We start from the raw sequence: 21,870 nt of genomic DNA on the forward strand, positions 1-21,870 counted from the left end.
CGACTGTATTCTAAAAACTAAAAATTGAAACTCATTGCCTACTTAGGCTGAAACTGTGTGCCGATACTGTTACCAATAAACAACTCAGCTAATTTTTCTGGCGAGCGCCATGATGCCACCTCTATCGCTCGACCTAACTCTTGTGCCGCTTCTAATGCCGCACGAACTTTCACAATCATGCCATCCGTAATCACTTCTTGCTGAATCAATGCTTCTGCTTGCTCTGAATCTAAACTGGTGATCAATTGCTTCTTGCTATCCAATACACCAGCGACATCTGACAATAAAACGAGATCAGCATCTAATGCCGTTGCCACAGCTACTGCTGCTTGGTCTGCATTAACGTTCATTAATTCGCCTTGTTCGGTAATGCCAATAGAGCTAATTATTGGGGTAACTTTTGTCGCTAAAATGGCATTTAACACACTTGCATCACCTGCTGTTGCTAAACCAACATTACCTAGCTCAGGATTCAGTTGAGTAATATGACATAAACCGCCATCAGCCAAACTCAAACCAATTGCCTTCACTCCACTTTTCATTGCTTGGCCTTGTAGCATTTTATTTGCCGTTCCAGCCAGAGCACCTGCGATATAGCCAATTTGGTCTTTTGGTGTCACACGCAAACCTTCTTTTTTAATGGTTTCAAGCTGAAGTTTATCCATCAACTCATCCACTAAATAACCACCACCATGGACAACGACTAAAGCTCTGTTTGCTTGCTGTTGATAATTTGAAACGGTTTTAAATAATTGTGTTAACGTTTCGGTTGATGACAATACCGCGCCACCTAACTTAATCACTAAAGGACGTTGCTTCATACTAAATACCATACTTTATATTAAAGACGTTAACATTGGAAAGCCAAAACGAATATTAATGCATTGCATTGCTTGGCTTGATGCCCCTTTTAATAAATTATCAATCGCAGAGACAACAATTAGATGCTCACCTTGCACTTTCCAACCGATATCACAGAAAGGGGTTTTCTCTACCGATTGAATTTTTGGCATTTCATTACCCAATAAACGTACCGCTGCAGCTTGGCCATAACTCTTATCAAAAGCGTGTTGAATTTCTTTTTCAGTAACGCCTTTTGTTAATTTAGTGGTTATCGTCGCTAAAATTCCACGCTTAAAATTACCAAGATGAGGCGTAAAGATAACATCACAGCCTAAATGCGCTGCAATTTCAGGTTGGTGACGATGAGTAAATACCCCATAGGGTTGTAGGCTCACTTCACAAAAACTGCTGGCTAAATTCGCTTTACGCCCTGCACCAGTAACACCACTCGTCGCGTTAATTACCGGCCATTGATTCTTATCTAATAAATCAAATTCAACTAATGGTTTTAATGCTAATTGTGATGCAGTTGGATAACATCCTGGTACAGCAACCAATTGAGCTTGAGTGATCGCTTCTGCATTCCACTCTGCTAATCCATAAACCGCTTTATCTAGCCATGCTTCATGCTTATGTTCAAAGCCATAGTATTCAGAATAGAAACCTTCTTGTTGAACGCGAAACGCACCTGACAAATCAAAAACAACACAATCATTCTCTAAAAATGTCGCGGCTAAATCGTGGCTCACCTCATGTGCTGTCGCAAGCAACACCACATCAGACTCTTTAGCAACTTGAGTAACATCCGATAATGGCTGCAACACATCATCAACGATACCTTTTAATGAACCATACAATTCACTAATCGCTTTGCCTTTATCTAAGCTGTTTTCTGATACATACAAACCAGCTAAAGAAAGGTGTGGGTGCTTAAATATCATCAGTGCTAATTCTGCACCTGTATATCCGCTTGCTCCGATGATGGTTGTTTTCAACATAATACGTCCGTTTATCTCTTCATCTATTGAAGGAAAATGCCATTCAAGGTAACTTTAACGTTACACATATTTGATACTGACTTTCCTTTTTATAATTTAGTTTATTCATAAAAATTAAACTAAACTGTATTTCTATTCACTTTATGTGATTTAATATGTGTTTTACAGGGTTCTATCTTTTGTGTCAACAGTGGATGTATGAATAAATGAAATTTCCAGAATTTAAAGACTATTATCAGCAACTCATTTCTACCTCATCGATCAGCTCAACCGATTCAAGTTGGGACGAAGGCAATGCCGAAGTGATCCACAAATTAGCGCAATGGTGTGAAGACTTGGGCTGTGAAGTTGAGATTGAAGAGATCGAAAAAGGCAAACTAAACTTATTGGCTAAACTTGGCTCAGGAGAAGGTGGTCTATTGTTAGCTGGCCACACAGATACCGTGCCTTATGACCAAGGTCGTTGGAACTATGAACCTCATGCATTAACCGAAGCTAACGATCGGTTTTATGGTCTTGGTACCGCTGATATGAAGGGATTTTTTGCTTTCATCTTAGAGGCAATTAAAAATATCAATTGGAAAGACCAATCAAAACCACTATATATCCTGGCAACCTGTGATGAAGAAACCACCATGCTTGGTGCTCGCCACTTTGCATCAAATACCCAAATACAACCGGATTATTGCATTATCGGTGAGCCTACGAGCCTAAAACCGATACGAGGCCATAAAGGTCACGTTGCGAATGCGATTCGAGTAACAGGTAAGTCAGGGCATTCTTCTGATCCTGCTCATGGGGTAAACGCCTTAGAGATCATGAATGAGATCATGTTTGCATTAATGGGTTTAAAAAATAAACTGGTGAAGGAATATCATAACCCTGGTTTTTCTATCCCATACCCAACACTCAATCTTGGTCATATCCATGGCGGAGACAGCCCTAACCGAATTTGCGGTTGTTGTGAGTTGCATTATGATGTCCGTCCATTGCCGGGGATCAGCCTTGATGGACTCGACAATATGCTGCGTGATGCGCTAAAAGAAGTTGAAGCTAAATGGCCGGGGCGGATCGATATCACGCCTCTTCATGAGCCTATTCCTGGTTATGAATGCAGCCCAGACAGCCCAATTGTTACAAGTACCGCAGAACTTTGCGGCCAAGAGGTGGAAACCGTGAACTATTGTACCGAGGCTCCTTTCTTACAAGATCTGTGTCCAACGTTAGTTTTAGGTCCTGGGTCAATTGAACAAGCACACCAACCTGATGAATTCTTAGCATTTTCTTTTATTGACCCAACGATCAATGTATTAAGTAAATTGATGTATAAACACTGTTTCTAAGCTGAAATAAATTTACAAAAACCGTCAATATCAAAATGAATATTCGATGATCTACGGCAATAATTTGTTTAAAAAGTCATCGTTTATTCTTCAATATTTGACGAAGCGCCGTAAATTCGGATAGATTGGAGTCAGGAAAAAATTTGGATGTAACAAAATTACACGTATAGGAAGTATGTATGAATGAAAAGTATTCTGCTTTAAAAAGTAATGTCAGCATGTTGGGTCATTTGCTTGGTAATACGATTCGAGACGCACATGGTGAAGAGTTATTAGCAAAAGTTGAAACCATTCGTAAGCTGTCTAAAACAGCACGCGCAGGAAGCGATGAAGACCGTAATGCACTGATTGAAGAAATCAAAAGCCTCCCAGATGATCAATTAACGCCAGTAGCTCGTGCATTCAGTCAATTCCTTAATCTTACCAATATGGCAGAGCAGTACCATACGATTTCACGCCATTGTGAATCACATGTATGCGAACCTGATGCGATTAGCACCCTTTTCTCTAAATTAAATCAAAGTGATGTTAGTAAAATAGATACTGCACAAGCGGTTCGTGAACTGAATATTGAACTGGTATTAACAGCACACCCAACAGAAATTGCCCGTCGTACCATGATCAATAAGTTGGTGAAAATCAACGAATGTTTATCAAAGCTTGAGCTTGGTGATATCTCTTTCTCTGAGCGTGACAAAACAGAACGTCGCCTTGAACAACTGATTGCACAAGCGTGGCACTCTGATGTTATTCGTCAAGAACGTCCTACACCATTAGATGAAGCTAAATGGGGTTTTGCCGTTGTTGAAAACTCTTTATGGCAAGGTATTCCTGATTTCTTACGTGAATTCGACCAGCGTTTAGAAGGCCATTTAGGCGAAGGACTTCCTATTGATGCTCGTCCTGTCCATATGTCTTCTTGGATGGGAGGGGACCGTGATGGTAACCCATTTGTAACGCACAAAATTACGCGTGAAGTCATGCTTCTTTCTCGCTGGAAAGCCGCTGATCTTTACCTAAAAGACATTAACGAATTAGTCAGCGAACTTTCAATGGTAAAATGCTCTGATGAGGTGCGTGAACTGGCTGGCGATGAGCACGAACCTTACCGTGCGATCCTAAAACAACTGCGTGTACTTTTAAGCAATACGTTAGAAAACTTAGACGCACAAATGAAAGGTGAGCTTGCACCAAATAAAGCCATCTTGACTGATGCAGATCAGCTATGGAACCCGCTATACGCGTGTTACCAATCTTTACATGCTTGTGGTATGGGGATCATTGCAGATGGCTCTCTACTGGATACATTACGTCGTGTGAAAGCGTTTGGTGCCCACCTTGTTCGCCTTGATATTCGCCAAGAAAGTACACGTCACTCAGATGTTTTATCAGAACTTACTCGCTATTTAGGCATTGGTGATTACGACCAGTGGAGCGAACAAGATAAGATTTCTTTCCTTGTTAATGAACTTAGCTCTAAGCGTCCTCTTCTTCCTCGTAATTGGGAGCCATCTCCTGACGTTCAAGAAGTAATTGATACCTGTAAAGTCGTGGCTGAGCAATCAAAAGAAGCGTTAGGCTCTTATGTTATTTCAATGGCTCGTACTGCATCGGATGTATTAGCGGTTCACTTATTACTTCAAGAAGCAGGTTGTCCATTCCGTATGGATGTGTGTCCGCTGTTTGAAACTCTGGACGATTTAAACCGCTCTAAAGAAGTAATGGAACAACTGTTCTCTATTGACTGGTATCGTGGATTTATCCAAAACCATCAAATGGTGATGATCGGTTATTCTGATTCTGCAAAAGATGCTGGTGTAATGTCAGCGGGTTGGGCACAATACAGCGCGATGGAAGCACTCGTTGAAGTGTGTGAGAAAGAGAGCATTGAGCTTACTTTATTCCATGGCCGTGGCGGTACTATTGGTCGTGGCGGCGCTCCAGCGCATGCTGCTCTTCTGTCTCAACCACCAAAAAGCTTAAAAGGCGGCTTACGCGTAACTGAACAAGGTGAAATGATCCGCTTTAAATTGGGTCTACCTGAAGTAGCAGTAAACAGCTTTAACCTATACGCAAGTGCGATCCTTGAAGCTAATCTTCTGCCACCACCAGAGCCAAAACAAGATTGGCGTGATCTGATGGAAGTGCTGTCTGAAGTGTCATGTGAAGCCTACCGTAATGTAGTTCGTGGCGAAAAAGACTTTGTACCTTACTTCCGAGCGGCAACGCCAGAGCTAGAATTGGGTAAACTTCCACTAGGATCTCGCCCTGCTAAGCGTAACCCAAATGGTGGTGTTGAAAGCTTACGAGCAATCCCATGGATCTTCTCATGGAGTCAAAACCGTTTGGTTCTTCCTGCGTGGCTAGGTGCTGGTGAAGCAATTCAATATTCAATTGATAAGGGTCACCAAGAGCTATTAGAAGAGATGTGTCGTGAATGGCCATTCTTCTCTACACGTCTTGGTATGCTTGAAATGGTTTACACCAAATGTAATCCACAGATGTCTGAATACTATGACCAACGTTTAACTGATAAGTCTCTATGGCCTCTAGGTGAGCGTCTACGCAATCAATTACAAGCCGATATTAAAGCAGTATTGAACGTAGAGAACAGCGATCACTTAATGGAACGTGACCCATGGGGTTCTGAGTCTATTCGTCTACGTAATATTTATGTCGATCCACTAAATATGCTACAAGCTGAGCTTCTGTTCCGTACTCGTCAAAAAGAAGAGACGTCACCAGAGCTTGAAGAAGCACTAATGGTTACTATTGCTGGTATTGCTGCAGGTATGCGTAATACTGGCTAATCATTAGGGTTTAAACCTCCTTCCTATATTCAAAGGTCACTTCGGTGGCCTTTTTTATTTCTAATAACATTTCATAAAAAACCTAACACTCGTCGCAACTTTATCGTTAATGATGAAATAACAATCAAATCCAGCTCTACATTAAATTACAGCATGGTACGCTTAATATAGTTCATTCAGTTTTATAACATACAGCGTGGTTAAAGTGAAACTATCAAAGCTCTCATTACTTATCACTACTCTTGCTTTATCAGCATGTGGTAGTGATGATTCAAGTTCAACCTCTGACCCAGTTAAAGTCATAGAGGTTTCAACTCCCGAGGCCATAGAAAAAGAGTTAGTAGATGGCGAAATAAAAGAAGACGAATCTGTCACTTTTAATCTTCCTAATGAAAAATTAACCTTAGCTGACGGTGACGATCTCGTTATTTCAGGCTCTTTAACATTAAAATAGGTATACACATGAAAAAAATACTACTGCTTACTCTATTAAGCATAGCCCCAACAATATCTGCTGCAGTTCTAAATGTAACTGGTAATGGTGAAGTTCAAATAGATGGAAAAACTATTATTAATACTAATACTACTATTGATAGTCGTGGTGTATTAATTGACAAGTCAAAGTTGGTAAATTTACATACATATAATCCAACAGGAACAAAAACTGTTGTTCTACAAGATGATAATGGTAATCAATATAAGTTCTTTTATGAAAATGGAGAATATGTAAGGGAAGAAAGCTGGAACCTTTATAATAATGTTCTTGTAATGGATTGGTCACAAGAAATTATTAATGGCATCAATACACGTAAAGTAGTTGATGATTGGAGTCAGTTCGACGGTTCACAAGCATTATGCAGCGTTACTTTTTCTGATGAATACATAACTGAAAAAGTAGAACCTCAATATGTGGGGTATGGTGATACTGCTGTTTCTGCATATCGTATGGAAAGAACAGTGGGCTCAACAAACTGCACAAACGCTTATACTATTAACGATAAAGAAATCATCACTGATAATGTACTACGCACACCAATAACAACTTTTGCTTACGATGCTAATAATGCTGAATGTTTATTAACAGATTTCAGGGCCCCTTGGTTAAACAAAGGTAGTAGCCAAGCTAGAATTTACTGTAAAGGCTTAGGTTTAGTTGAATTTGGCTATACTGGTCAAGAATATCGCTTACTCCGAGTTGAGTAAAAATTCTTACCGTATTCTAATTCTCAAAGGTCACTTCGGTGGCCTTTTTTTATCTTTTATCTTTTATCTTTTATCTTTTAGATAGATACAGACACAAAAAAACCGCTATAGTAGCGGCTCTTTATAATGAGTTCGAAAGATAATCTAACTTAACCTTTAGGACGTACACCTAGTGTATGACACAGTGCGTAAGTATGCTCTGCACGGTTTAGAGTGTAGAAGTGAAAGTCTTTTACTCCTTCACGGCTTAGAACTCGTGTCATATCAATAGCGTGGCTTGCTCCTACCATTTGACGAGTCACAGGATCATCATCCAAGCCTTCAAACTGCTGTGCCATCCAGCCTGGGATCTTCACATTATTCATCTTGGCGAAACGAGAAGCTTGTTTAAAATTCGATACAGGTAAAATACCAGGGATGATCTCAACATCAATGCCAGCTGACACACAACGGTCACGAAAACGCAGATAACTTTCTACATCAAAGAAGAATTGAGTAATCGCACGGTTCGCCCCCGCATCCACTTTACGTTTTAGATTCAATAAATCGGCCTGCGCACTTTTTGCTTCAGGGTGAACCTCAGGAAAAGCAGCCACTGAAATATCAAAGTCATGTTGAGACTTCAGTAATTCAACAAGATCAGAAGCGTACATTTCTGGAGTGCCACCACCTGGTGGAATATCACCACGCAATGCCACGATATCTTTAATGCCATTTGCCCAATAGTCATTAGCAATATCAACAAGCTCTGAGCGACTTGCATCAATGCAAGTTAAATGCGGGGCAGCAATAAGACCCGTTTGCTCTTTAATTTCTTTAATAATGGAGTGAGTACGATCACGCTCGCCTGAGTTTGCGCCATAAGTTACCGACACAAATTTCGGTTGTAAGGTTTTTAATCGGTGAATAGAGTTCCACAACGTTTCTTCCATCTTCTCTGAACTTGGTGGAAAAAACTCAAAAGAGACATTGATATTACCATCAAGCTCAGCAATATTTTGATTCAGTGACTCTAAGTGGCTTGCGTGTGAATAGGCCATATCTTGCTCTCCCTGCTGTAATGCTAAAGATAGTGCATTACAAAAATATATCATCCATGGCGACATCATTTAGACGTCTATATGTCTACAGAATGTATGTTATGGAGTTCAATGTCAAGGGGCTGATTATGAATTTTTCTCAAGTTGTTATTGAGTTATTTTCAAGATAGAAAAGCAGACGAGAATAATGGATCGAAATAAGAATATAACGGAGAGATAAAAAAAACGCCAGCACTAAGGCTGGCGTTTAAATTATTAGTTGGCTATTGATTACTCAGCAGCAACAACTTCTAATTTCAATGTAGCAAATACTTCAGAGTGAAGTTGGATGCTAACTTCGAAAGAACCAGTTGTACGTAGAGCGCCTTCAGGAAGACGAACTTCGCTTTTCGCAACTTTAACGCCTGCAGCTGTAATAGCGTCAGCGATGTCACGAGTACCGATTGAACCGAATAGTTTACCTTCGTCACCAGATTTTGATGCGATAGTAACTTCTAGAGCGTTAACAGACTCAGCACGAGCTTCAGCAGCAGCTAGTTGCTTAGCAACGTTAGCTTCTAATTCAGCGCGACGAGTTTCAAACATCTCTACGTTAGCTTTAGTTGCCATAACAGCCTTACCTTGTGGGATAAGGAAGTTACGTGCGTAACCAGCTTTAACGTTAACTTGGTCGCCAAGGCTACCTAGGTTACCGATTTTATCAAGTAGAATAACTTGCATTATCTTAGTCCTCTATATACTTAATTAAACAACTAACGACTTACAGATGCTTATCTGTGTACGGTAGAAGTGCAAGGTAACGAGAACGCTTGATAGCGCGAGCTAGCTGACGTTGGTATTTAGCACGAGTACCAGTGATACGGCTAGGTACGATTTTACCAGCTTCAGTGATGTAGTTTTTTAGAGTTGCTACGTCTTTGTAGTCAATCTCTTGTACGCCTTCTGCTGTAAAACGGCAGAATTTACGACGACGGAAGAAACGAGCCATGGGCTATCTCCAGATCTAAATTAATTTAATATGCTCAGCATGTAACACTACTCTCGCCACGCCATTTCGGCCTGTCTGATAAGTGATAAAACCACCTACCGTAACGTTACTGCTTTGAGCTAAGTTTGCAGTTAAAGCTTGAGACCCTTGTCCACTCACTACCACGTTCATTCTGCAATAGACTTCACGTGATAAGCCAGCTTCCTGTTTAATCGAACGATGCTCAATGACAAAATGACAATGAGGTATGCCCGCAGGACTAAGACTTCGAACCGGAGCCTTGGTTATTACACCGCTTAACTCCAATCGATTGGTCATCAATTCAATTACTCAGCAGCAGCTTCTTCAGCGCGTGGTGCAGCGTCTTCACGCTTAGCAGAACGCTCTTCTTTAGCTTTCATCATTACTGATGGCTCAGTGATCGCAGCTTTAGTACGCATGATCATGTTACGTAGAACAGCATCGTTGTAACGGAATGCAGTTTCTAGTTCATCAATAACAGCTTGCTCAGACTCAACGTTCATAAGAACGTAGTGTGCTTTGTGCAGTTTGTTGATTGGGTAAGCCATTTGACGACGACCCCAATCTTCTAGACGGTGGATAGTACCACCAGCTTCTGTGATTGAACCTGTGTAACGCTCGATCATGCCAGCAACTTGCTCGCTTTGATCAGGATGCACCATGAATACGATTTCATAATGACGCATTGGTTGCTCCTTACGGATTATTCAGCTTCCACGATTGGCTCAGTCATCCAAGGGAAGCAAGGAACTAAAAAAAAGACTGAGAATTAAGAACGGCGGATAGTATAGAAAAACAGCGTTATTGGCAAGAAAAAGATAACTAAATCACAAAAATATTTTCTCTAATTTCAAAGAAAAAAAGAAGGTAATGAAACACTCATCACCTTCTCACTTAGCTTGCTGTTTTATCTGTTATTTCGCCTTATAACGAACGCTGGCGTACTGCTTCAAATAAACACACACCAGAAGCTACAGATACATTTAAACTGGTTACAGAGCCTGCCATTGGGATTTTAATCAGGTCATCGCAAGTCTCACGAGTTAGGCGACGCATACCATCACCTTCTGCGCCCATAACGATCGCTAACGGACCGGTCAGTTTCGCTTGATAAACATCATGCGTCGCTTCACCAGCAGTACCAACAAACCATACGCCTTTCTCTTGCAGAGCACGCATCGTACGAGCCAGGTTAGTCACGCGAACCAAAGGAACCACTTCTGCTGCACCACAAGCAACTTTACTTACCGTTGCTGTCATTGATGCTGACTTATCTTTAGGTACGATTACCGCAGCAACACCAGCACCGTCAGCATTACGCAGACAAGCACCTAAGTTGTGTGGATCGGTAACGCCATCCAGCACTAAGAATAATGGATTCTCAGATTGTGCCATGATGTCGTCTAGATCGTTTTCATTAAGCTGCTTAGCAGGAGTAACACGAGCAATAATACCTTGGTGATTCGCACCATTTGCTTTGTCATCCAACGTTTTACGTGGAAGCTCTTGGATTTTAAACCCAAGATCAGTCAGTTCCTTGATAATAGGTAACAAACGATCGTCTTCACGACCTTTTAATACAAATATTTCAATAAAACGGGCCGGATCACGCTCTAGTACTGCTTTGGTTGCGTGGATACCAAAAAGAAATTCATTACTCATGTTATCGCTTCTTTCTATTACAAATTAGTGGTTCTAATGAGGCAAGTTTACCTCATTATCGAATCGTTACTTATTCCGCTTTTGGCTTAGGTTTTCTTGCGCGCACTTTTTTCTTGTGCTTTGGTTTCGGCTTTCTTTTTGCCTTTACCTCATCAGCTGATCCATCAGGACGCTTTGTTGGCTCTACCATGGCTTGAGCTTTTGATTTCACTTTGCCCTTACCTTTGGATTTACGCTCACCTAATTGACCACGGCCTTTTGGCTCCGCTTTCTCGACTTTTTTCTTCGCTTTGAAGTTTGGATCACGGCGAGGTTCTTTTTTGCCATCGCGTTTCTTCGCATTGTCTTTAGCCGTTTTACCGTGACCACGCGCTTTACGCATTGAACTTGTGCATTCAAAGTCAATATTGCGATCATCAAGATTTACCGCAACCACTTTAACCGTAACTTGATCACCAAGACGGAAAACTTGACCCGAGCTTTCACCCGTTAAACGTTGGCCAGCAGGATCAAACTGATAGTAATCATTTGCTAACGATGAAATATGAACCAAGCCATCGATATGCAAATCATTTAATCGAACAAAGAAACCGAAGCCGGTGACATTGGCAATCACACCTTCTAGCTCTTCACCAATATGATCTTGCATGTATTCACATTTAAGCCAATCAGCAACATCACGTGTAGCATCATCAGCACGACGCTCAGTCATTGAACATTGCTCACCAAATACATCCATATCATCGAATGAATAATGGTAACCACCTGTTGGTGTCCAACGATCGTTATTTTGGCCTTTCTCTTTGGCAATTAGATACTTAATTGCGCGGTGTAGCAGTAGATCAGGATAACGACGAATTGGCGATGTAAAGTGCGCATAACGCTTCAATGCTAGACCGAAGTGGCCTTGGTTATCTGCATTGTATACCGCTTGCTTCATTGAACGCAGCAGCATCGTTTGGATCAGTTCTTTGTCAGGACGATCGGCAATCACATGCACCAATTGACCGTAATCTGTTGGTGATGGTGTTAGCCCGCCAGATAAACTTAAACCAAGCTCGCCTAAGAAATCACGGAAACCTTGCAGACGCTCTTCACCTGGAGACTCGTGCACACGGTACAACGCAGGCTCTTTCGCTTTTTCGACAAAGCTTGCCGACGCGATGTTCGCTAAGATCATACACTCTTCGATGATCTTATGAGCGTCATTACGGATCACTGGTTCAATACGATCAATCTTACGATCGGCATTGAAGATAAACTTAGTTTCAATGGTTTCAAACTCAATTGCACCACGCGCTTCACGTGCTTTTTTTAGCACCTGATACATATTATGAAGCTCTTTAAGATGAGGTACTAATGGTTCGTAACGTTGAATCAGTTCTTCATCACCATCAAGAATGTCACTTACTTTATTGTAAGTAAGACGAGCGTGTGAGTTCATTACCGCTTCATAATGTTTAAAACCTGACAATTTACCAGATGCCGAGATAGTCATCTCACACACCATACATAGACGGTCAACTTGTGGGTTCAATGAACATAAGCCATTCGATAATACTTCTGGCAGCATTGGCACCACTTGCGCAGGAAAGTAAACCGAATTACCACGCTGAATCGCTTCTTTGTCTAATGCGTTATCAGGGCGAACATAATAACTTACATCAGCAATCGCAACCCATAAACGCCAGCCACCAGAGGCTTTCGCTTGACAGAATACCGCATCATCAAAATCTCGAGCATCTTCACCATCAATGGTTACTAATGGTAATTCACGAAGATCAACACGGCCTTCTTTTGCTTCTTCAGGTACTTCTTCTGCTAAGCCTTCAACTTGTTTTTCAACGGCTGTAGGCCATACATGAGGAATATTATGAGTACGCAGTGCAATATCGATCTCCATGCCTGGCGCCATATTCTCACCAAGAACTTCAATAACCTGACCTGACATGCCACGAGCACGGCCACCACGGTCAGTAATATTAATCACAACGACATTACCCATGCGAGCACCCATTTTGTGCTCATTAGGAATGAAGATATCTTGATTAATACGTGAATCATCAGGCACTACAAAACCTAGACCATCTTCAATAAAGAATCGACCAACAATGCCGTCATTGTGAGGTTCTAATACACGAACTACGCGCCCCTCTTTACGGCCTCGTTTATCAGTACCTGTTGGCTGAGCTAGTATCACATCACCATGAATGAGTTTCTTCATTTGGTGGAAAGGTAAAAGCACATCATTGTCTTTACCAACACTGCCTTCAGGACGGATCCAACCGAACCCATCACGGTGTCCAAGTACCACACCTTTTAATACTTCAATGCGTTCAGGTAATGCATAGCATTGACGACGAGTGAACACTAACTGTCCATCTCGCTCCATCGCTCTTAAACGACGACGTAAGCCTTCATAGTTATCTTCACCAGATAAACCTAGGGCTTCGAATAAGTCATTACGATTTAAAGGAGCGTCTGCTTTTTGAAAGAATTCAAGAATACATTCACGACTTGGAATTGGATTCTCATACTTTTCTGCTTCTCGATCTTTGAAAGGATCGTTTTGAATAATCTTAGACATAGGCGACCTGCTTAGTCAGAGGAGATAATAAGGTAATTGTACCTGAGTATGCATATAACAGATAGAAAAGGATTTGGAATTACGGTCTTAAACGCGATTTAGCAAAATCAGTAATTCGCTGTTATCTGTAAGCATATCTTGAATCGTATAGTTATCTAACTCATCCAAAAACGCTTGCTTGGCTTTAGCAAGGGCACTCTTCAATCGACATGCTGATGTAATATGACAAAAATCAGGTGCGCAATTAACGACTTGTAATGGTTCAATCGAACGAATAACGTCACCAATAATGATCTGCTGAGCAGGCTTACCTAAGCAAATCCCCCCATTCTTTCCTCGAACGGTTTTTACGTAACCTTCTTGACCCAGTTTATTGATAATCTTCACCATGTGGTTACGCGACACATCAAATGTTTCAGTCACTCTTGTAATGCTAGTCAATTCATCTTTCGGTAATGATGCTAGGTATATCAAGGCTCTCAAGCCAAAATCAGTAAAATTTGTAAGTTGCATATCCTCTCCCTATCTCTTTTTTATTGTAATTCTTCTCTTGACTAAAAGATATATTTTAGATACAACTTATAACATATATAATAAATACACCTTTAAAGGTAACGACTATGCTCAACAAAAATACTATCGACATTATCAAATCAACCATTCCATTACTTGCACAAACTGGTCCTTCATTAACGGCTCATTTCTATGATCGTATGTTTACGCATAACCCTGAGTTAAAAGATATTTTCAATATGAGTAATCAGCGCAATGGCGATCAACGAGAAGCGCTATTCAATGCGATCTGTGCTTATGCGGGTAATATTGAAAACCTAGCCGTTTTACTGCCTGCGGTTGAAAAAATAGCACACAAACACACGAGCTTTATGATCACAGCCGAGCAATACAACATTGTTGGCGGCCACTTAATTGCAACGCTTGATGAGATGTTTTCTCCAGGCCAAGAAGTATTAGATGCATGGGGCGAGGCTTATGGCGTACTTGCGAATGTGTTCATTCAACGTGAAGAGCAGATCTATCAAGATAACAACGCTCTTGATGGCGGTTGGCGTGGACTACGCGAGTTTGAATTAGTCGCCAAAGAAAAAGAGAGTGAACACATCACTAGCTTCACGTTTATGCCTACAGATGATCAGCCCGTTTCCCACTTCAAGCCAGGTCAATACATTGGTATTTACTTAAACCCTGAAGAATTTGAAAACCAAGAGATTCGTCAATACAGCTTATCTTCAGCGCCTCAAGAAAAAACATATCGTATCTCAGTAAAACGAGAAGATGGCGGTAAAGCCTCAAATTACCTACATGCATCTCTGAATATTGGCGATAAGGTAAACCTTACTGCCCCTGCGGGCGATTTCTTCTTAGAAGTTGAAGCATCAACACCTGTTACGCTTATTTCTGCAGGTGTTGGCTTAACTCCGACTCTTTCGATGCTAGAAACACTTACCCAACATGAAGAAAAAGTAACGTGGTTACACGCAACGGAAAATGGCTCTCAACATGCATTTAAACAGCACATTTCTGCTTTAGCTGAGAAGCATGAACATATATCTGCGTATACTTGGTATAACCAAGCACAGGAAACAGATACGCTAAATCAAGACTTCCAGTTTAACGGTTTAATAAATTTAACTGAGGTTAAAGAAGCGATCGTCTCTGATAATGGCCATTACTACTTCTGTGGTCCTGTTGGCTTTATGCAACATGTCGCGAAGCAATTGATTGAACTGGGTGTTACTGAAGATCGTATTCATTATGAGTGCTTTGGCCCTCATAAAGTTCTATAAATGAATAACGTCTTAAATGCAAAAACGCCCAGTGATAATGTATCACTGGGCGTTTTTTGAGTTGATGATATTACATATTTAACCAAAACAGTTAAATATTAAACTTAAGTTCTACCAGAAGGTATCTCGTCTTTTTGCTCTAGCAATCACATTGCCAGGCATACGCATCTCTAATCCGTTTCTTAAATTAGCAATTCGCTTATGTTTACGCCCATCAGCAGTAACAGAATTATACAGCCAACGATACGCATCTTCGTAATCAAGTGGGCTACCATAATCACTCAACAATAGCTCAGCAAGGTGGATACGTGCATTAATATTCCCCATACCTGCGGCTTCACGCAAGTAAGGAATTGCTCGCTCTCTGTCTTGTTGCACTAATGTACCCTTGGCGTAGTATCGACCAATCTGCTCTAACGCCGCTGGTAAACCTTGTCTTGCTGCATTTTCCATGTAGTAAAGCCCTAACTCTACATCACGGTCCACGCAAACACCCCATGCCAACATGTCTCCGTAAAGAAACTCGTAAGCAGGTGAATCAATCTTAGTAGCACGAGCTACAATGTCTTCAACTAATTGACAATTATCTACATTTTTCACACGAGTTAGGTGTGAATTTGTATCAAATAATCGAAACAGTTGGTTTTCGGTATAGATTGGGATCGGCTCTCCGATCTCTTCGCTAGAAGCATGCATAGGCACTAGTGCGACCATGCAGGCTGCTACGAGATGTCGTAGTTTCATAATTCATCAACTCTTTATAACTGTATCTATTATATCGACGTCAGCGGCAAGTTCTTTAGGCAAAATTTGCCCTTAGTGGCAACTTTTTGCCCATACTTTATAAGTTGTTGATTAAATGAAATTTAGAAGCTTGGATGGGAATAAGCTTGGGAGCTAAAACAACAGATATAAAAAAACCAGCTACATGAGCTGGTTTTTCTTCATTCTCTAAGCAATTAAGCTTGGAATGGGTGTACTTTGATGATTGTCTCGTTACGGTCAGGACCTGTAGAGATAATATCAATAGGCACGCCTGTTAATTCTTCGATGCGCTTAATGTAATTTAGAGCAGCTTGTGGAAGCGCTTCAATTGTTTTTGCACCAAATGTATTTTCAGACCAACCTGGCATAGTTTCGTATACTGGTGTCGCTTCTTCAAATGCTTCAGCAGCCATTGGAGAAACTTCTAGTAAAGAACCATCTTTCATCTGGTAACCAGTACAGATTTTTAGTTCTTCTAGGCCATCTAATACGTCTAGTTTAGTTAAACACATACCAGACAGTGAGTTGATTTGGATTGCACGACGCATAGCAACAGCATCAAACCAACCAGTGCGACGTAAACGACCAGTCGTTGCACCAAACTCGTGACCAACGGTACCTAGGTGTTTACCAATTGGATCTTGCTTCTCTAAACCATCATATAGCTCAGTAGGGAATGGACCAGAACCTACACGAGTACAGTATGCTTTAGTAATACCTAGGATGTAACCTAAGTGACGAGGACCAAAACCAGAACCTGCAGCAACGCCACCAGCGGTAGTATTAGAAGATGTTACATAAGGGTAAGTACCGTGGTCGATGTCTAGAAGTGTACCTTGAGCACCTTCAAACATGATCTTGTCGCCGCGCTTGCGTGCTGCATCAAGAGTATCAGTTACATCGATGACCATTGAAGTTAGTAGATCAGCATAACTCATTGCTTGCTCAAGTACTTCTTCATAGCTTACTGGCTCTACTTTGTAGTAGTTAACTAATGCGAAGTTATGGTATTCCATTACTTCTTTTAGTTTCTCAGCGAAAGCAACTTTATCAAATAGATCGCCAACACGTAGACCACGACGAGATACTTTATCTTCGTACGCTGGACCGATACCACGACCTGTTGTACCAATTGCTTTGTTACCACGTGCAATTTCACGCGCTTGGTCTAGCGCTACGTGATAAGGAAGAATTAGAGGACAAGCTTCAGAAATGAATAGGCGTTCACGAACTGGAATACCACGCGCTTCAAGTGGCGCCATTTCTTTTAGTAAAGCATCAGGTGAAAGCACTACGCCATTACCGATAATGCATTCAACATTATCACGTAAAATACCTGATGGAATTAAGTGTAGAACGGTTTTTTCACCGTCGATAACTAGAGTGTGGCCTGCATTGTGACCGCCTTGATAGCGAACTACATACTTTGCATCTTCAGTTAAAAGGTCTACGATTTTACCTTTACCTTCGTCACCCCATTGGGTGCCCAGAACGACAACGTTATTTCCCATCTTTCCAAGTCTGCTTGTTAGTTAAAAATGGATTCTAGCATTGATAGAAAAATCTTTCAGGTATTTTTAGTTAAAATCTCATTTTCATAATAAAGCGCTATCAATACAAACAAGGTTATGATTTATTTTCCTAATAAAATCAAAAATAAAGACATAATCCTACATTTTCAGCGAATATTAGAGCATCACACTGCAAATAACGACACCAGCAACCACTAAACACCCACCGATACGACGCAAAGTATTGTCAGGTTGCTCACTTAATTGCGCCACCATATTGCGCCACCCATTAGGCGCGATTAACGGGCCTAGCCCTTCCACAATAAGTACACCACCAATGGCTAACCAAATCGCATTGCTCATACAAACCTCTTAATAAACTTAATAACGTGCAGAAACAAAACAAGGCCCCGTAGGACCTTGTTAATTAAAGTGAATCAAAATCTAGAGTTAGATTTATTTCCCACCCTTTGGATCATTCATGTATTTAAAGAAGTCAGTCTTAGGATCAAGTACTAAGATGTCGCTCTTGCTATTAAATGATCTCTCATAGGCTTTCAATGAACGGATAAAGCTAAAGAACTCAGGCTCTTTATTAAACGTGTCTGCATACAATTTTGCCACTTTAGCATCAGCATCACCACGAGTAATTTGTGCTGTTTTATCCGCTTCAGCGATAATAGTTGCAACCTCAAGTTCTGATTGAGCACGAATAACTTCGGCTTTCTCACGACCTTGAGAGCGTAATTTACGAGCAACCGCTTCACGCTCTGCACGCATACGACGGTAAATCGATTCAGAGATCTCTTCAGGCAAGTTGATTTTCTTGATTCGTAAATCAATTACTTCAATACCTAAGTCACCCGTTCCATCTTGAGAGTCAAGAAGTACTGTTGCCATTACCTCTTCACGCTTTTCAGAAACCAATTCTTTTACCGTAGTACTACCGATTTCAGCACGTAGACCATCAGAAACACGACGTTGTAATAATGCCTCCGCTGTCAGGATATTACCACCACCAGTTGCTAAGTAGAATTGACCGAAATCTTTGATTTTCCACTTAACGTATGAGTCGATAATAACGTCTTTTTTCTCTGACGTTACGAAACGGTCTGATTGATCATCCATTGTTTGGATACGAGCATCTAATATATTTACTCGATCAAACATTGGCATTTTAAAATGCAAACCCGGTTCGTAGATACGAGTGATTTCATTATTGTCTTTAATCAAACGACCAAAACGAGTCACAATACCACGCTCACCTTCTTGAATAACAAACAGTGACATCAAGAAAATAGCGACTACAACAATCAGTGTTGGGATCATTAACTTACGCATGATTAGTATCTCCCTTCACGTGTTGAGTTACGGTCAGTAGTATTCGTATTAGTTGGTTGTTGCTTTTTTTCTACTTCGATATTGTAATTTTTAGACTGTGACGTTGAAGTTCTAGGAGTCGACGTCGCACCCTGCTGATTACCAGCGATCTTATCTAATGGAAGGTACAATAAGTTACCATTTGATTCTGAATCAATCAGGACCTTACTCGTATTAGCGTATACGCGCTCCATCGTATCCAAGTACAAACGAGTTCGAGTGACTTCTGGTGCTTTGTTATATTCAGGTAGTAGCTTTTCAAACTGTGCAATTTGACCAATCGCTTCGTTAACAGTTCGTTCTGTATAACCTTGAGCTTCTTTTTTCAGACGCTCAGCACGACCCGTTGCTTTTGGAAGAATATCATTACTGTACGCTTCCGCTTCACGAATGAAACGCTCTTCATCTTCTCGAGCAGCAATCGCATCATCAAATGACGCTTTTACTTGTTCTGGTGGACGAGCTGATTGGAAGTTGACATCAACAACTAATAAGCCCATATCATATTTATCAATAATACGATTCAGCATTTCTTGAGTACGCTGACGGATCTCTTGACGGCCGCTAGTCAAGATAGCATCCATTGTTGCATCACCAATAACGGCACGTAATGCAGAATCAGTCGCTTGACGTAAACTGTCATCCGCATTCGTTACTGTAAATAGGTATTTTCTTGCATCAGCAACACGATATTGAACACCCATTTCTACCGTTACAACGTTTTCATCTTTCGTTAGCATTAAGCCTTTAGAGTTTAATGAACGAATTGATTGAACGTTTACAGGTATAACGTCTTCAATAAAAGTTGGTTTCCAGTTTAAGCCAGGGTCAACCATGCGTTCGTATTGACCAAAGCGCAGTACTACACCCCGCTCGCTCTCACCAATGGTATAGAAACCAGAGAATACCCAAATACCAATAGCGACGACTGCAATTAAACCTAAGCCAATTGCACCACCGTTACCAAATGAAGGTAACCCGTTGCTACCATTATTATTTCCGCCTTTATTGCCACCGCCAAATTTACCACTCAATTTTTGGCTTAGTTTATTAAAGACTTCATCAAGATCCGGGGGACCTTGATCACGACCGCCACGATTTTTATTACCCCAAGGGTCTTTATTATCGCCACCGCCATTATTGTTATTATTTCCAGGCTCATTCCACGCCATTAGAAAACTCCAAGGTAATTATGAAGACAAAGAATCCTGTGTGCTCTCATCAGTAATTAAAAAATCACTTAATCGAGTCTCTTCACGTTTTTCTAACTTAGACCAATCAACTTGCTGCATACGTACATCGATAAGCAAGCTGCCATCATTCTGATATTCTTCTTTTATAATGCTTTGCATTTGAAAGAATTTACTTCGAAGACGTCCAACCAAATCTGGCGGCAGTAGCAATGTATGTGCCACCATCTGCCCAGCTAATCGTTCCGTTAATGCTTGGAAAAGTAATTCAATGCCTTGGCCTTCCATTGCTGAAACCCAAACACATCGAGGCACTCCCTCCTCATCACGTTCAATTCTTGGTTGTTGATCTTCTAAGTTATCAATCTTATTCATCACAAGAAGAAAAGGTACCTCATTGGCATCTATCTCTTCTAGAACAATATCTACTGCCTCAATATTCTCACGAAAACGGTCATCACTGGCATCAACAACATGTAACAAGATATTTGCTTCTTGTGTTTCTTGTAATGTCGCTTTAAAAGCTGCAACAAGATCATGTGGTAAATGACGAATAAAACCTACCGTATCAGCAAGTATTGATGTTCCAACATCAGCAACTTCAATCTTACGCAATGTAGGATCAAGTGTTGCAAACAATTGGTCTGCCGCATAAACCCCCGCTTCAGTAATTCGATTAAATAACGTAGATTTTCCTGCGTTGGTATAACCGACTAATGAAATAGTTGGAATTTCAGCCCGATATCTTGCTCGACGCCCTTGCTCACGTTGCTTAGCTACTTTTGCTAATCGACGCAAGATTGCTTTGATACGATCTCGCAACAGTCGTCTATCGGTTTCTAATTGAGTTTCACCAGGACCACGTAAACCTATTCCGCCTTTTTGACGTTCAAGGTGCGTCCACCCTCGGATTAATCGAGTAGATATATGACGTAATTGTGCTAACTCAACTTGCAACTTACCTTCATAGGTTCGTGCTCGCTGAGCGAAAATATCCAGTATTAGCCCCGTACGGTCTATTACTCGACATTGACATAATTGTTCTAAATTTCGTTCTTGAGCAGGAGAAAGCGCGTGATTAAAAATCACAATATCTGCATTCTTAGCTCGAACTGCATCGGCAATTTCTTGCGCTTTACCTTCACCGACATAGTATTTAGGGAGTGGAGACTGACGAGTCCCCGTCACAACACCTAATGTGTTTACTCCTGCAGAAGACACCAACATCTTACATTCGTCGAGATCTTCTACCTCTCCCTCATAGGTGAAACTGATGTGCACAAGAATCGCCTGTTCACCGGATTCATAACGGTCAAACAAGCGCTAACTCCTTAAAGATCGACTATTCAAAAGTAGAATAGTATTAATCTTCTGTTTTTTCTTGTGGACGCTCGCCTTGTGGACGATCACTTGCAGTGTGATGGCTTACAGCACGAGCTGGAACAACAGTAGAGATCGCATGCTTATATACCATCTGATTTACTGTGTTCTTCAATAGGATAACAAATTGATCAAATGATTCGATTTGTCCCTGTAATTTAATCCCATTAACTAAGTAAATAGACACTGGAATCCTTTCACGACGCAGCGCATTCAAAAATGGGTCTTGCAAAGATTGCCCTTTAGCCATTTTTTTTTCCTTTTTGGTTTGTAATTGTAATTTTATTTAGCTATTAGCCTTTAGCTTATGACTAAACGCTCTGAAGTTAAACAACATTGATACA

22 protein-coding genes are annotated in these 21,870 nt (G+C 40.9%); 5 read left to right on the forward strand and 17 right to left on the reverse strand.

The window, feature by feature from the left end:
• Positions 1-38 precede the first annotated feature (38 nt).
• Together argB and argC are read right to left on the reverse strand one after the other, a co-directional pair.
• Positions 39-821, reverse strand: a complete 783-nt coding sequence (gene argB, locus F8B77_RS14055) for an acetylglutamate kinase (RefSeq protein ID WP_151655937.1) — start codon at positions 819-821, stop codon at positions 39-41.
• Between the two features lie 15 nt (positions 822-836).
• Complete coding sequence (argC, locus tag F8B77_RS14060) at positions 837-1,841, reverse strand: N-acetyl-gamma-glutamyl-phosphate reductase (RefSeq protein ID WP_151655939.1); 1,005 nt, start codon at positions 1,839-1,841, stop codon at positions 837-839.
• Positions 1,842-2,047: 206 nt separating this feature from the next.
• Here argC and argE point away from each other — a divergent pair, with 206 nt between their 5' ends.
• From argE to F8B77_RS14080, 4 genes are all read left to right on the forward strand, one after another.
• Positions 2,048-3,184, forward strand: a complete 1,137-nt coding sequence (argE, locus tag F8B77_RS14065; protein ID WP_130047194.1) for an acetylornithine deacetylase — start codon at positions 2,048-2,050, stop codon at positions 3,182-3,184.
• 179 nt (positions 3,185-3,363) lie between these two features.
• Complete coding sequence (gene ppc, locus F8B77_RS14070; RefSeq protein ID WP_151655941.1) at positions 3,364-5,994, forward strand: phosphoenolpyruvate carboxylase; 2,631 nt, start codon at positions 3,364-3,366, stop codon at positions 5,992-5,994.
• 205 nt (positions 5,995-6,199) lie between these two features.
• Positions 6,200-6,448: a hypothetical protein gene (locus F8B77_RS14075; RefSeq protein ID WP_151655943.1), complete on the forward strand. Its 249-nt coding sequence runs from the start codon at positions 6,200-6,202 to the stop codon at positions 6,446-6,448.
• An 8-nt stretch (positions 6,449-6,456) separates the two neighbouring features.
• A complete protein-coding gene (locus F8B77_RS14080; RefSeq protein ID WP_151655945.1) occupies positions 6,457-7,197 on the forward strand; it encodes a hypothetical protein in 741 nt (246 codons plus the stop codon).
• A 149-nt stretch (positions 7,198-7,346) separates the two neighbouring features.
• Here the strand turns inward: F8B77_RS14080 and metF are convergent, their stop codons facing one another.
• The 8 genes from metF to nsrR all read right to left on the reverse strand — a co-directional run bounded on the left by metF (position 7,347) and on the right by nsrR (position 14,008).
• Positions 7,347-8,237, reverse strand: a complete 891-nt coding sequence (gene metF, locus F8B77_RS14085; protein WP_130047202.1) for a methylenetetrahydrofolate reductase — start codon at positions 8,235-8,237, stop codon at positions 7,347-7,349.
• A gap of 270 nt (positions 8,238-8,507) precedes the next feature.
• A complete protein-coding gene (rplI, locus tag F8B77_RS14090; protein ID WP_130043874.1) occupies positions 8,508-8,957 on the reverse strand; it encodes a 50S ribosomal protein L9 in 450 nt (149 codons plus the stop codon).
• Positions 8,958-8,997: 40 nt separating this feature from the next.
• Complete coding sequence (gene rpsR, locus F8B77_RS14095; protein ID WP_005421136.1) at positions 8,998-9,225, reverse strand: 30S ribosomal protein S18; 228 nt, start codon at positions 9,223-9,225, stop codon at positions 8,998-9,000.
• Positions 9,226-9,240: 15 nt separating this feature from the next.
• Complete coding sequence (gene priB, locus F8B77_RS14100) at positions 9,241-9,543, reverse strand: primosomal replication protein N (protein WP_130049239.1); 303 nt, start codon at positions 9,541-9,543, stop codon at positions 9,241-9,243.
• Positions 9,544-9,551: 8 nt separating this feature from the next.
• Positions 9,552-9,932, reverse strand: coding sequence for a 30S ribosomal protein S6 (gene rpsF, locus F8B77_RS14105; RefSeq protein WP_005421140.1), 381 nt, complete (start codon positions 9,930-9,932; stop codon positions 9,552-9,554).
• Positions 9,933-10,170: 238 nt separating this feature from the next.
• Positions 10,171-10,908, reverse strand: a complete 738-nt coding sequence (gene rlmB, locus F8B77_RS14110) for a 23S rRNA (guanosine(2251)-2'-O)-methyltransferase RlmB (protein ID WP_151655947.1) — start codon at positions 10,906-10,908, stop codon at positions 10,171-10,173.
• A 70-nt stretch (positions 10,909-10,978) separates the two neighbouring features.
• Entirely contained in the window at positions 10,979-13,495 is a 2,517-nt protein-coding gene (gene rnr, locus F8B77_RS14115) for a ribonuclease R (RefSeq protein ID WP_151655949.1), read from the reverse strand.
• Between the two features lie 87 nt (positions 13,496-13,582).
• The gene (gene nsrR / locus F8B77_RS14120; protein WP_151655951.1) at positions 13,583-14,008 is read right to left on the reverse strand and encodes a nitric oxide-sensing transcriptional repressor NsrR; all 426 of its coding nucleotides are present in this window, start codon (positions 14,006-14,008) and stop codon (positions 13,583-13,585) included.
• Between the two features lie 107 nt (positions 14,009-14,115).
• Here nsrR and hmpA point away from each other — a divergent pair, with 107 nt between their 5' ends.
• Positions 14,116-15,300, forward strand: coding sequence for an NO-inducible flavohemoprotein (gene hmpA, locus F8B77_RS14125; RefSeq protein ID WP_151655953.1), 1,185 nt, complete (start codon positions 14,116-14,118; stop codon positions 15,298-15,300).
• A gap of 111 nt (positions 15,301-15,411) precedes the next feature.
• Here hmpA and motX read toward each other — a convergent pair whose 3' ends face one another.
• The 7 genes from motX to hfq all read right to left on the reverse strand — a co-directional run bounded on the left by motX (position 15,412) and on the right by hfq (position 21,776).
• Positions 15,412-16,044 (reverse strand): flagellar protein MotX, encoded by a 633-nt coding sequence (gene motX / locus F8B77_RS14130; protein WP_151655955.1) that lies wholly within the window; start codon positions 16,042-16,044, stop codon positions 15,412-15,414.
• Positions 16,045-16,259: 215 nt separating this feature from the next.
• Positions 16,260-17,576 carry an adenylosuccinate synthase gene (locus F8B77_RS14135; protein ID WP_130043866.1) on the reverse strand — a complete coding sequence of 439 codons (1,317 nt, stop codon included), beginning with the start codon at positions 17,574-17,576 and terminating at the stop codon, positions 16,260-16,262.
• A gap of 177 nt (positions 17,577-17,753) precedes the next feature.
• The gene (locus F8B77_RS14140) at positions 17,754-17,939 is read right to left on the reverse strand and encodes a DUF2065 domain-containing protein (RefSeq protein ID WP_060992657.1); all 186 of its coding nucleotides are present in this window, start codon (positions 17,937-17,939) and stop codon (positions 17,754-17,756) included.
• Positions 17,940-18,032: 93 nt separating this feature from the next.
• A complete protein-coding gene (gene hflC, locus F8B77_RS14145) occupies positions 18,033-18,917 on the reverse strand; it encodes a protease modulator HflC (RefSeq protein WP_151655957.1) in 885 nt (294 codons plus the stop codon).
• A gap of 2 nt (positions 18,918-18,919) precedes the next feature.
• The gene (gene hflK, locus F8B77_RS14150) at positions 18,920-20,128 is read right to left on the reverse strand and encodes an FtsH protease activity modulator HflK (RefSeq protein ID WP_151655959.1); all 1,209 of its coding nucleotides are present in this window, start codon (positions 20,126-20,128) and stop codon (positions 18,920-18,922) included.
• Positions 20,129-20,146: 18 nt separating this feature from the next.
• Entirely contained in the window at positions 20,147-21,466 is a 1,320-nt protein-coding gene (gene hflX, locus F8B77_RS14155; protein WP_151655961.1) for a ribosome rescue GTPase HflX, read from the reverse strand.
• Positions 21,467-21,509: 43 nt separating this feature from the next.
• Positions 21,510-21,776: an RNA chaperone Hfq gene (gene hfq, locus F8B77_RS14160; RefSeq protein ID WP_045101080.1), complete on the reverse strand. Its 267-nt coding sequence runs from the start codon at positions 21,774-21,776 to the stop codon at positions 21,510-21,512.
• Positions 21,777-21,870: the final 94 nt, after the last annotated feature.

This window comes from Aliivibrio finisterrensis, from assembly GCF_008933155.1.
Lineage (GTDB): Bacteria > Pseudomonadota > Gammaproteobacteria > Enterobacterales > Vibrionaceae > Aliivibrio > Aliivibrio finisterrensis.